Below are 13,119 nucleotides of genomic sequence, written 5' to 3' on the forward strand. Positions count from 1 at the left end.
TGAATTAACATATGGAAGTGTTGCATGGGGATGGTTCAACAAGATAAGATGATGTATATCAATTTGAATAGAGGCGAGGGTTATGACAAATCTAACAAACAATGACCAATTACGTATAGCATTGATTCAAACACCTATTCAATTAGGGGACCCAGAAACGAATGTGTTGCATATCCGCTCTTTAATGGAGAAAGCCGTGGGACAGACACCCAAACCGGATCTTTTGATGTTGCCTGAAATGTGGAATACAGGATATGCCTTGGAACAAATTCAAGATATCGCGGATGAGCACGGTGAGCACAGTAAGGGATGGTTAAGCGCTTTTGCCAAGGAGCATCATATCTTCATTGTAGGCGGTTCGATTGCTGAAGCGAATGGCGATCAGATTACGAATTCGATGTATGTATTCGACCGACAAGGAGAAGAGATCGCTAAATATTCGAAGATACACTTGTTCTGCTTAATGAATGAAGAGAAATATTTAGTTCCAGGTCAAGAGTTAGTTACTTTTCCTGTGAATGATGACTTTAAAGCAGGAGTGTCCATTTGTTATGATATCCGTTTTCCAGAAATGGCACGAAGTCTAGCACTGAATGGCGCTAAGGTATTATTCGTTCCGGCAGAATGGCCGCATCCCCGCTTGCATCATTGGCGTACACTGCTTATGGCACGTGCCATTGAGAACCAGATGTATGTTGTCGCTTGTAACACAGTTGGGGATAACGGTGAAGCTTCATTTTTCGGTCATTCCATGATCATTGATCCATGGGGTGGGATTGTTGCTGAAGGTGGAGAAAGCGAAGAAATCGTCACAGGTGAGCTCTCGTTGTCACTTGTAGACGAAGTGAGAAGCCGTATTCCAATCTTTCAAGACCGTCGACCTGATCTATATAAATAAGAATAAGTAGTGAGCAACCTAATCTGGCGACAGATTAGGTTGCTTAAATGCCTGCCATCGATTTCTTGAATGTCTCGATAAAAGCTTCAGCTGCTTTAGAGAGATAACGTCCTTTTCTATATGCAACAACTAGCGTACGGTAAGGAACAGGATCAGCTAATGGTAAGTACACAGGAACGAACTCAGATCTAGGTGCCCGAGCAATATACCGTGGAACGAGCGTCACACCCATGCCAGCAGCAACAAGAGATTGGATTGTTTCCATGTTACTACTTTCAAATACGACATGAGGTTCAAATCCTGCTTGTTGACAGAGTTCAATCATCATTTTACGAAACCCTTGTCCCCTCTTGAGCACGATAAAGGGTTCTCCCTTTAATTCTTCTAGGTTGACCGCTACAGGCTGTTTACTTGCTGACGCTCTCTGGGCTAGTGGGTGATTAGTCGGGACTGCCAGATCAATTAATTCTTTCCCAATGATCTCATAAGCGAGAGAAGGTTCCACGAGTGGGAGAGAGAGTAGACTTAAATCTGTTTTTCCAAGCGCAGTCAGCTTCTCTAGGTTCATAGAGGAATCCTCTACGAGGGAGATCTCGATATCTGGAAAAGTTAGCTTGAAGGTTGGAAGCACATATGGAAGTAAATGAGAACCGGTAATGGGCATACTCCCCACGACAACCTTACCTCCGCGAAGTTGTGAGATGTCGGACATTTCCTGACGTAATAACTCTACGGCGTCTATGATTTTCTGCGCTTGTTCCATAAATGCTGCTCCAGCATGTGTGAGTTCAACACTACTCGTATTTCGCTGAAAAAGAAGCACACCAATTTCTTTCTCAAGCTTGGATAATTGCTGACTGAGAGAAGGCTGAGCAATATGTAACTTCTCTGCGGCTCTCGAGAAATTTCGTTCAGCAGCAATTTGCAATGCATATTGTAATTGTCTTAGTTCCATGAATAACCGTCCTTTTACGTAAGTTCTTATCGTTTTCTTATAAAGAGAATATCATAGAATCTATTGTATTATTCCGTCCTACTTATTCTAACACCTTATAGCTGAAACCTATAGCATTTATAGATATTATATCTTGGAACAATCAACAGAACGATGTTATCATTGTTTTATTCAAGAAATACCGCTCAATTAGGGTAGTTCTTCCAAAGTTCGAATTTAAGATGGGGTGATTATGATGAGTAAAAAGACAATGTTCGAGAAAATTTGGGAAAATCACGTCATTCATCAGGAAGAGGGCAAGCCGAGTATTCTTTATATCGATTTACACCTTGTCCATGAAGTGACATCTCCGCAGGCATTTGAAGGTCTTCGTCTAAGTGGACGTCTAGTACGTCGTCCTGAGCTGACATTCGCAACGATGGATCATAACGTACCAACGAAAGATCGTTTTAACATTAAAGATCCAATCTCCAAGCAACAAATCGATACGCTCTCACAGAACTGTCGTGATTTCGGCGTAACATTATATGATCTTGATTCAATCGATCAAGGGGTAGTTCACGTTATGGGTCCTGAACTTGGACTTACTCACCCTGGTAAAACAATCGTGTGTGGGGATAGTCATACTTCTACTCATGGTGCTTTCGGGGCTTTGGCCTTCGGAATTGGTACAAGTGAAGTTGAACACGTACTAGCAACACAATGTTTGCAACAATCGAAAGCGAAGACGATGGAAATCCGTTTTGTAGGTAACCGTAAAGCAGGCGTTACTGCAAAAGATATGATTCTAGGTGTTATCGCTAAGTATGGTACTGATTTCGCTACTGGTTATGTTATCGAATACACTGGTGAGTCCATCAAGTCGTTGACGATGGAAGAGCGTATGACGGTCTGTAACATGTCTATTGAAGGTGGCGCTAGAGCTGGTTTGATCGCTCCAGATGAGACGACATTTGAATATCTACGTGGTCGCCAACATGTACCTCAAGATGCAGCTTACGATAAAGCTGTTGAAGGATGGAAGCTATTGCTTACAGACGAAGGCGCTGCATTTGACCTCGTATTGGAATTCGATGTAGATTCATTGATTCCACAGGTGACTTGGGGAACAAGCCCTGGGATGGGAACCGATATTACTTCAAAAGTTCCTGTACCTTCAGAATTGCCAACAGAAAATGAACGTAAAGCTGCTGAGAAAGCGCTGGAATATATGGGTCTTACACCGGGTACACCAATCACTGAAATCGAGATTGATTATGTGTTTATCGGTTCTTGTACGAATGGTCGGATTGAAGACTTGCGTGCAGCTTCGCAAGTTGCGAAAGGTCACAAAGTATCGGATAAAGTCACAGCTATTGTTGTACCGGGATCAGGACGAGTGAAAATTCAAGCCGAAGAAGAAGGATTAGACAAAATCTTCACAGAAGCGGGATTTGAATGGCGTGATGCGGGATGTAGTATGTGTCTTGCGATGAATCCGGATGTTCTTGAACCAGGACAACGTTGTGCTTCTACTTCGAACCGTAACTTCGAAGGACGCCAAGGTCGTGGTGGACGTACGCATCTAGTATCTCCTGCTATGGCAGCAGCTGCTGCTATCAAAGGACGTTTCGTGGATGTGCGTGATTGGAACTTCAAGACTGAAGCAGTTATCTAAAGAAATCGAAAGAGAGGAGCTAATCAAATGGAAGCATTCACTAAATTAACGGGTATTGTAGGACCAGTAGATCGTGTTAACGTAGATACAGACGCTATCATTCCTAAACAATTTTTGAAAAGAATCGAACGGACGGGGTTTGGTCAATTCTTATTCTATGAATGGCGTTTTGATCAAAAAGGAAATGACATCGATAGTTTTGAGTTGAATAAACCACGTTACAGTGGTGCATCAGTTCTAGTATCGAGAGCCAATTTTGGATGTGGTTCATCACGTGAACATGCGCCATGGGCGATTTTGGATTATGGATTCAAATGTATTATTGCACCATCTTTTGCAGATATCTTCTATAATAACTGTTTCAAGAATAGTATCTTGCCTATTAAGTTGTCTGAAGAGCAAGTGGAAGATATATTCCAACGTACAGCAGCACATGATGGATATCAATTGAATGTTGACCTTGAGAACCAGACGCTGACGGATGAGTATGGTCTGCACATTGATTTCAACATTGATGAACATCGTCGCCAGTTCCTTTTACAAGGTCTAGATGATATTGGTCTTACACTTCAACATGAAGCGGACATTACTGCTTATGAGCAAAAGCGTGCTAGTCTTGCTTTAGGCTAGTATGTAATTGAATACACATTAGATCATTCATTTACTAAGTCTCCATTCCTAGGAATGGGGGCTTTTTTTATTTTATTTGATGACAACAAACGACGGAAGTGTAGGTAATAATCGCAAAGTTAGTATATTTCTCAGAAAAATATGTAATTAGAGCAGGATTCGGCTACCTAAAGGTAGAATATTGTTATTAATAAGATAATTGGGTTGAAGAAATGTACTTTTAAGAGAAATTTATACAACTGGGGTGAATAATGAAGAAATTTAGTCTGTTATTGTTTTTATGTGTGTTCTTTCTTATCGTGTATCCGAGCGAGGGAAGTGCTGCCGCGGTTCAGTCAAAGATCATTCTTGATGGCAAGGAAGTAAGTATGCCTGCTAATGTCCAGATTGAGGTCGTAAATGGGAATGTTATGATTCCTATTCGTGTCGTTGTTGAGAATCTCAAGTTCAAGGTAGATTGGGATCATAAGTCACAGGGTGTCAAGATCCAACAAGATACAAAGACGATATCGCTAACGGTCAATCAACAAGAAGCGACAGTTGATGGCACAAAAGTCTTATTAAATGCCGTGCCTCAAATTAAGAATGAAACAGTACTAGTTCCGATTCGTTTCGTAAGTGAGCAAATGGGCCAATTAGTAAGCTGGGATAACATAGATAAGACGGTTTATCTGACGAGTAGTAATAAGGAGTCTATAAATGATGGACAAGCAGGCACAGATGCAGGAGTAGTAACACCTACACCTAATGTTCCTACTCCACCACCTATATCAGTTCCAGGTATAGATGGAAGTGGACAGACCACGAATCCATTGAATCATCTTAATGGACTGAGTTTTATTAATAACCAGCTCCAAATATCACTAGATGGTCAAATAACACCTGTGATTTCTAGATTGACAAATCCGGATCGTATCGTAGTGGATTTACCGAATACTACATTTGCAGATTCCTTTGGATCAATGCAACCTTTAGATAGTGGATTGAAAGGTGCAATCGTTCCTAGCGGGTATCCGAATGTGTCGGAAGTGAGATATTCGTTGTTTACTCGTGATCCGTACACAGTTCGAATTGTCATTGTTCTGAACAGTCCTAACGCATATCAACTAAGTCAAGATGTGGATTCTAAGATGGTTGTGATCGATTTGAATGTGACAGAAGATAGTAATACGATTATTCCGCCTCCAGTCATCGGTTCAGGGAAGAAAATTGTCGTTATCGATCCAGGGCATGGAGGGTCAGATCCAGGTTCATCCAGCATTACGAAAAAACTTGAGAAGGATTTCAACCTATCTGTTAGTCTGAAAGTTCAAGCCCTTCTTCTGAAAGAGAAGAATATAGAACTCATTATGACCCGTGATAGTGACGTATACCCTACTCTTTCTGAACGGGCGCAGTTGGCCAATCGATTAAATGCGGATGTGTTTGTATCTATTCATGGTAATAGTAATCCGTCATCTAAGCCACAAGGAACTGAAACCTATTACTACCAACGGAGTAGTAGTAAAGATCTAGCAACGGTCATTCATAAGTATTTAATTAAAGCAACAGGTTTAACTGATCGTCGTGTGAAAGAAAGTAGTTTCCATGTCATTAGAGAGACTAAAATGGCTGCAACACTTCTGGAAGTTGGATTCTTAAGTAATAGTACAGATGAAGCAGTTATGTATACTGAAGACTTTCAGAATCGAGTAGCACAAGCTGTCGTAGATGGAATTAAAGAATATATGGGTGTTAAGTAAAGAGAATTTCCCTGGGGGATGTGATGTCTTGTATAAAAAAATAGGATGTGTTTTAGTATTGTCCCTTCTTATGATTATAGGAGTAGGATGTGGGCAGAAACCTCTGAGTGATGGAGGTACCCAAATTGTAGGGAATGAGGCTAGCAACACGAATAATCAAGAAGTTCCTACGACAGAAAAAGGTACATCGTCAGAAAATAATAAACCAGCAACCAATCTTTCGTCCGACAGTAAAGAGGTACCCGTAAATGTACCAGTGGAAGACGCTCATAAAGAGGATACGACATTAAGTCAAGATAAGGATACTAAGCAGAGTACAAAGATTCAGGTGTATTATACGGATACAGATGCCACGTTACTTCAGAAATCGGAGTATGAGATTCATTTCGCTAATGACACTGAGAAGTATCAATCTGCATTCAAAGCGTTGCAAGATGATAGTAACCCTGATCTTATCTCCTTATGGAGCAAGATTACGCTTAAGACCCTGTCATTCAATAGTGGAAAAGTAACATTGGATATTCATATGCCAGACGAAGCAAGATTGGGAGCTGGTGGTGAGCAGTTCGCATTAGATGCATTAAAGAATACATTATTTCAATTTGAAGAAGTGAAAAGTATTGAACTGCTTGTGGATGGTGCAGCTGTTGAGAGTTTAATGGGACATGCTGATTTAGAGCATCCGATGGTTCGATAAGATTCAAAATTCATTAATGTAAATTTGATATCCCACATAAAACCTTCATTCCCGACAATTGGGAGTGAAGGTTTTTTTCGTAAACACGCATGTTCTTCCTAGTTATAAAGTAGGGGGCTTTTTTTCATTAAAAGGAATATATTCGCAACCTTTAGCGAAAAATTGCGTCTAATAGTTGTCCATCGAAAGGAAGTGAAACTAGGACTAACTCAATTTTTAAAGACAAAATGAATAAGGATGGTAGGGTGAATGATGAAGAAATTTAGCTTCTTGGTGATGATTATCATCTTTGTTATGATGTTTCCAGGCAAAGGACAAGCTGCCTCAGGGCATTCAAATATATATTTGGACGGTACGGAACTTGTCTTAGCAACAAATGCCAAAATTGAAACGATGCAGAACAATATTATGATTCCCGTTCGTGTGGTCGTGGAAAATCTTGGATTTAATGTTGCGTGGGATAAAAATAAGCAGTCGGTAACTATAAATAATGATTCTACAGTTATTCATCTTGTTGTTAACAACAAGAGTGGATATGTGAATGGGAATAAAGTTACACTTCCTATCGGGCCCGCATTAAAAACGGACACCGTATTGGTTCCTATTCGTTTCGTTAGTGAGCAACTAGGACTTCAAGTCAACTGGGATAATGCATCCAAAAAGATATATCTGATTTCCTCGGATACTGGGAGTGGAAACCCAGGTACGAAACCAGAACCTAACCCTGACCCTGGCACGGAACCGACAACACCGGGTGAACTAGCACTTATTAATAGCATAAGCTATAGCGAGAATCGCCTTATGATTGCCACTAAGGGTAGCATTGAGCCTAAAGCAACGGTAATGAGCTCACCTAATCGCATTGTTATAGATATACCCTATGCCAAGTTCTCTGAAACATTTGGGACAAGCCAACAATTAGATAGTTATTTACAAGGTAGTTTCCACGTCGTGGGTTATCCGGATCTATATCAAGTTCGATACTCGCTATACAATAATTCGCCATCGACAGTGAGAATTGTTATGGATTTGAACTACGCCAAAGTTTATACGATACACGCTGAAGGTAACTTACTTGTTGTAGAATTGAAAACAACGGATCCTTCTAATCCAGGTACACCAGTGGGAGGGAATGGCAAGAAAATTGCTGTCATAGACGCTGGTCATGGTAATCAAGATCCTGGAGCAATCGGAATTACGGGGAAAAAGGAAAAGGCTTTTAATTTGGCAGTTGCCCTTAAAGTGGATCAATTGTTGAAAAATGAACCTAAAATAGAGGGTGTTCTGACACGTAACAACGATACCTTTTTAGAGCTTAAAGAACGCGTGAAAATAGCTAATGATTTGAATGCGGATGTGTTTATATCCATCCATGCAAATAGCTCGGGTTCATCTGCAGCAAGTGGGACTGAAACATATTATAATAATGATCGTAGTAAAGCATTAGCAAATGTCATGCATAAATATTTAGTGAGAGCTACCGGATTCAAGGATCGCGGAGTTCGTTACGGAAATTTCCATGTGATTCGTGAGACGAAGATGGCTGCTGTTTTACTAGAATCCGGATACCTTAGCAATAAGCAAGATGAAGCGGGTCTCTTTACAGAAAGCTTGCAAAATCGTGTTGCACAGGGTATTGTGGACGGAATTAAGGAATATTTTGGACTTGAATAACAAGAAGTAACGCTACAAAACTTTTGGGTATGCTTCCGAAGTAAGTTTTTACGAAGTATACCCTAGAAGTGTCGCTACAAAACTTTAGAGTTTGCTTCCGAAGTAAGTTTTGACGAAGTATATCCATGAAGTAATGCTACAAAACTTTAAGAGTATGCTTCCGATGCTAGTTTTGACGAAGTATATCCATGAAGTAATGCTACAAAACTTTTAGGAGGAACAACATGAATAAAAAATGGTGGTGTACTGGACTGCTTGCGTTAGTCGTGGTTCTCGGAACGGCCTGTGGAGATAAACCGCAAGTTGGACCTACCAACAGCCCAAAAGAAGGTCAGAGTGAAACCGTAACTGTACCCGAAAAAGAAAAAGAAAAAGAAAAAGAAGTTCCAGCTACTGATGCTTCAGGCGAGAATGGTTCTGTAAATACTGACAAAGTAGATAAAGGTAATGTTAAAAAAGATGAAGTAGAAGCATCAGCAAAAAAAGAATCGATTTCTGTGTACTTTACGGATACACAAGAGATGGAATTGAAAGAATCTAAACAAGAAATTACGTTTGAAGATGATATACAAAAGTATAAGGCAGCATTTAAGGCTCTTCAAACGAGCAACAATGATGAACTTATTCCTTTATGGGGAAAAGTAGAGTTGAAATCATTAGATATCAAGGAGGGTGCCATTACGATGGATATTCACCTTCCAGACGAAGCACGTCTTGGAGCAGGTGGGGAAATGTTCGCACTTGAATCTCTTCAGAAAACGTTGTTTCAATTCGATGAAGTAAAGTCTATTGAACTTCTTGTAGATGGTCAACAAGTCGAAAGTCTGATGGGACATGCTGATCTAGAGCATCCTATGACAAAAAAATAAGAAAAGCAGGAAATGGCGCTTTTATGTCGAATAAGTCGAATAAACTGTTTATATCTTATCTAAGGTTGATGATTTGTGCTAAGTAGAGAGGGGTAACCAAATGAAGTCCAAACGTAATCATTCTATAAACTCTAAAAAGGTAGTATCTGCGGTGCTTGTAAGTATGGTAGCCTTAAGCTCAGGAACCGCGGCCTTTGCTGCAGAGGCAACATCTCTTGTCTCGAATCAATCTGTCACTTCAAGTAGCATATTTAGTGATGTGAAGAGTGGATTCTTTGCTGAAAAGCATATTTATAAATTAGCTGCTCAAGGTATTCTCTTGGGTGATAAAGGTTTGTTTAGACCAAATGATGGTGTAACACAACAGGAAGCTGTAACGATGGCCATTCGTTTCATGAATATCCAGAACCAAATGAACTCAGGTGCAGCTGTAACATGGCCTACTAACTTTACAGTCGGTAACTATTTCAAACCCTATGTCACACTAGCATTTCAGAAGAAATTGTTGGATACAAAACACGTAAGTGATGATGCCAAAGCGAAAACTACTTGGGGCGAGAAGAAAGCAAACCGGGAATGGATCGCTGAATTGTTAGTTCGTGCTATTGGTAAGGAAGCTGAGGCTAATTTATCCGCGAATAAAGCTACAAGTTTCGCGGATAACAGTAAAATTTCTGCATCTAAGCTTGGATATGTGAACGCTGCTATCGAAATGGGATTAACAAAAGGGATAGAAGGTAATCGATTCGATCCGCTCGGATCTGTGACGCGTGCGCAACTAGCGACTTTCTTCAGTCGTGGTGAAGCGTTCATGGATACGCAATATGCAAGTGCTACAGAAGGTATTGTTACAGCATTGAGTGACAAATCGATCAGTTTATTTGCTAACGGTAGTGTTCGTAATTATTCTCTAAATAATGCAACGTCATATTACACTAGCACTTCAGATACGAAGATTGCATTAACTGATGTGAAATTATACTCAAAAGTTATGGTTATTGAGAATAGCAGCAAGGCAGTGTATGTTGAAGTTACGGATCCAAAAGAACAATTAGAGAATATTGAAACAACTTTTGAACGTCTGTTCCCTGGGAATTCATTAGGGGTTTCCAATAATACTGCATTTGCTTCATATACGTATGATAGCAACACTCTTTTCCAAGACGTAAATGGGAATAAGATTGAACCAAAAGATTTAACTGCTGGCAGCCAAATTATCATTAAACGTGAGAATTTCACTGCGAATAAGAGTATTGTCATGGTTCAAGTGAAAACGGGTGTCGTTAATAAGAACGAAACAGGGACATTGGAAAAAGTAGAGATCAATTCCAAGTCTGTGAGTATTAAAAATACACTGGGTACAACGGAGAGTTACAAATGGGATGACCGTTTAATCGTTCGTTATCAGAATGAAATTCTGACCCCTGCGGAATTGCAAAATGGCTCTACGATTAAATATACTGTTCAGAACAATATCATTCAGTCTATTGAAGTAACTCAAGCTGTTGAACGGACACTTCGTGGATCGATTTATGAAGTCGGACCGAATGGTACTACTCTTACCTATAAGAGAGATGGTGGTTCATTGGATGTGAAACTCCTGTCTGATAAGCCTGAGATTGTAATCAAAGGGATAGATAAACCAGTAATATCCGATCTTATTGGCGATAAGACTGCTGGTGATCAAGTAGAGTTGACGTTGGACTCGAAGGAATTAGTTACGAAGATTGTTGTCTTGAATAGACAAATGGAACAAAAACCTGCTTCTACGGTTGTATCCTATGATGCGAAGACTAAATTGTTGACTGTTCTAGATGCCAATAAAAAGCCATTTGTAGTTACGTTAGATGACAAGACTAATCTAATCTACAATTCAAACACGCCAACATTAGCAGGTATGGAATCACTCTTAACAAGCACTCGTAAAGTCAATCTTAGCTATATTAGTAATCGTGCGTTATCTCTTGAAGTCGTGTATAAATATGATGGTACGGTTACAGCGGTAGATACCGTTAATAAAAAAATAACGGTTCAAGCGAATGGCGAACAAAGTATTACGGTTCCTTATTCGAATCCAACGATTGAGATGTATGGTAAGAGCAACTTAAATATTTCAGATGTGAAGGTAGGAAGTTCTGTATCACTTGTATTATCGAATAATCAAGATAGTATACAAAAGATTCAATTAAATTCTGTTATCCAATTTGAGATTGTATCTGTTGACCTCGCAGCCAATCGGATTATTGTGAAATCAGAAGGAGTTACGAGTCAAATGTATCTAGATAAAACAGTAATTATTGGAGATAGCGGACAATCTCTGAGAATTTCTGATTTGCAAGTAGGTAATATTTTAAATGTGACTTTAAGTGGTAACACAGCTACTACTGTGCAAAATATTAAATTGTTGACGGGTCAAGTTCTTGCTGTAGATACAAAAACTGCGAGTGTTACTGTCAAAGATTATAATGGCAGCACCGAAGTCTTGAAAGCTAATTCGGCCGTTAAAGTTGTCCGCGCAGGAAGCATTAACACAAACTTAAGTAGCCTAGCACCACAAGATCGTGTTGAAATTCGTAAAGATGTGGATGGAACTACGATCATCAAAGTGTTAAGTTCTGTGAACCGCGAGTTCTGGAAATATGAAAGTTCTACGAGAGAATTTTTTGTGAAACGACAATATACATCAGAGAATAATCGTTATATTTTATCTCCAAACGTATATATTCACCAAGGTGACACGACATTGCTCGTGCAATCTCTTAAAGAAAATGATAATATTGTAGTGTATATAAACAATGATGTGATTGTGGAAGTACAGAAACCGTAATCTGCTTTGGGAATGGTCATGAAATACACCGTCTTGATACGGGAGGTACTTCCTGTATCAAGACGTTTTTTTTGCAGGAGGAATTCATCATGAAGTCTGAAACGGTACGCCATATTCTGGATACAATGCATGATATGTTTCCTGAGGCGCATTGTGAATTGGTCCACGGTAACGCTTTTGAATTGACGATTGCGGTACTTCTCTCTGCTCAATGTACAGATGAGACGGTAAATAAGGTTACTAAAGATTTGTTTCAAAAGTACAGATCACCTAGTGATTATATCGCGGTTCCGCTTGAAGAACTGGAGCAGGATATTCGACGAATTGGACTTTTTCGCAATAAGGCCAAGCATATTCATAATTTATGTAATATGGTGATAGAACAATTTGATGGTGATGTTCCTAAAACACTTGAACAATTGGTATTGCTACCAGGAGTGGGGCGTAAGACAGCAAATGTGGTCGTGTCTAATGCTTTTGGAGTGCCTGCCATCGCGGTAGACACCCATGTGGAGCGGGTATCCAAACGTCTGGGATTGACAGGATGGAATGATTCCGTACTTGAAGTGGAAAAGAAGCTGATGAAGAAAATTCCGCGGGATGAATGGACGGAGACTCATCATCGACTTATTTTTTTTGGTCGCTATCATTGCAAGGCTCAGAATCCACAGTGCCAAATTTGTCCGCTTCTTGATGTATGTCGTGAAGGCAAAAAACGTATGAAGACGACCCAAATCAGGAAAGATAAAGAGAATATAGGATAGTGAACATTAGAGATGGGATGGGATGTCAGATGAAGTGCATATCAGTATACACGAATAATTTCGAAGTATTCTCAGATATTTTTGAGAATGTTGTGGAAACCGTATTTGAAGAGAACGAAGAGAAGGAAGTGGATGGTATTACGGTCAGCCATTCAGGAGAAGTACCTGATTTTTATTTGGAGCGTATGTCACAGAAACCAGAAGTCGTGGTTATGAAAGATAAATCACGCGGGGTTACTATTCTTCAACATGGTTCTGTGTTTGAAATATTGATGCCTGATCTTGAGACTGTATTGGCTTAGGTTCATAGCACATATATACACGATGCTTTAACTGCATGGTGTTGTCGAATAAAACCGAAGGAATTCCTTCGGTTTTATTTTTTTTGCAAAGGGAAGGGATTTCG

The 13,119-nt window shown here is 39.8% G+C and carries 11 protein-coding genes; 10 read left to right on the forward strand and 1 reads right to left on the reverse strand.

The window, feature by feature from the left end:
- The first annotated feature begins 82 nt into the window (after positions 1 to 82).
- Positions 83 to 898 carry a carbon-nitrogen family hydrolase gene (locus PGLA_RS06705; protein ID WP_068530611.1) on the forward strand — a complete coding sequence of 272 codons (816 nt, stop codon included), beginning with the start codon at positions 83 to 85 and terminating at the stop codon, positions 896 to 898.
- Positions 899 to 941: 43 nt separating this feature from the next.
- Here PGLA_RS06705 and PGLA_RS06710 read toward each other — a convergent pair whose 3' ends face one another.
- Positions 942 to 1,853, reverse strand: a complete 912-nt coding sequence (locus PGLA_RS06710; protein WP_068530613.1) for a LysR family transcriptional regulator — start codon at positions 1,851 to 1,853, stop codon at positions 942 to 944.
- A 235-nt stretch (positions 1,854 to 2,088) separates the two neighbouring features.
- Between PGLA_RS06710 and leuC the strand changes: the two genes are divergently transcribed.
- From leuC to PGLA_RS06755, 9 genes are all read left to right on the forward strand, one after another.
- Positions 2,089 to 3,510, forward strand: a complete 1,422-nt coding sequence (gene leuC, locus PGLA_RS06715) for a 3-isopropylmalate dehydratase large subunit (protein WP_068530615.1) — start codon at positions 2,089 to 2,091, stop codon at positions 3,508 to 3,510.
- 27 nt (positions 3,511 to 3,537) lie between these two features.
- Positions 3,538 to 4,140 carry a 3-isopropylmalate dehydratase small subunit gene (leuD, locus tag PGLA_RS06720; protein WP_068530618.1) on the forward strand — a complete coding sequence of 201 codons (603 nt, stop codon included), beginning with the start codon at positions 3,538 to 3,540 and terminating at the stop codon, positions 4,138 to 4,140.
- 251 nt (positions 4,141 to 4,391) lie between these two features.
- A complete protein-coding gene (locus PGLA_RS06725) occupies positions 4,392 to 5,882 on the forward strand; it encodes an N-acetylmuramoyl-L-alanine amidase family protein (RefSeq protein ID WP_068530620.1) in 1,491 nt (496 codons plus the stop codon).
- A gap of 70 nt (positions 5,883 to 5,952) precedes the next feature.
- Positions 5,953 to 6,579 carry a GerMN domain-containing protein gene (locus PGLA_RS06730; RefSeq protein WP_161487850.1) on the forward strand — a complete coding sequence of 209 codons (627 nt, stop codon included), beginning with the start codon at positions 5,953 to 5,955 and terminating at the stop codon, positions 6,577 to 6,579.
- Positions 6,580 to 6,831: 252 nt separating this feature from the next.
- Positions 6,832 to 8,253: an N-acetylmuramoyl-L-alanine amidase family protein gene (locus tag PGLA_RS06735; RefSeq protein ID WP_068531333.1), complete on the forward strand. Its 1,422-nt coding sequence runs from the start codon at positions 6,832 to 6,834 to the stop codon at positions 8,251 to 8,253.
- 224 nt (positions 8,254 to 8,477) lie between these two features.
- Entirely contained in the window at positions 8,478 to 9,122 is a 645-nt protein-coding gene (locus PGLA_RS06740) for a GerMN domain-containing protein (RefSeq protein ID WP_068530626.1), read from the forward strand.
- A gap of 100 nt (positions 9,123 to 9,222) precedes the next feature.
- Positions 9,223 to 11,949: an S-layer homology domain-containing protein gene (locus PGLA_RS06745; protein WP_068530627.1), complete on the forward strand. Its 2,727-nt coding sequence runs from the start codon at positions 9,223 to 9,225 to the stop codon at positions 11,947 to 11,949.
- A gap of 89 nt (positions 11,950 to 12,038) precedes the next feature.
- Entirely contained in the window at positions 12,039 to 12,713 is a 675-nt protein-coding gene (nth, locus tag PGLA_RS06750; RefSeq protein WP_068530630.1) for an endonuclease III, read from the forward strand.
- Positions 12,714 to 12,742: 29 nt separating this feature from the next.
- Positions 12,743 to 13,015 (forward strand): NAD/NADP transhydrogenase alpha subunit, encoded by a 273-nt coding sequence (locus tag PGLA_RS06755; protein ID WP_068531336.1) that lies wholly within the window; start codon positions 12,743 to 12,745, stop codon positions 13,013 to 13,015.
- The last annotated feature ends 104 nt before the right edge of the window (positions 13,016 to 13,119 follow it).

This window comes from Paenibacillus glacialis (assembly GCF_001637205.1).
GTDB lineage: Bacteria > Bacillota > Bacilli > Paenibacillales > Paenibacillaceae > Paenibacillus_AQ > Paenibacillus_AQ glacialis.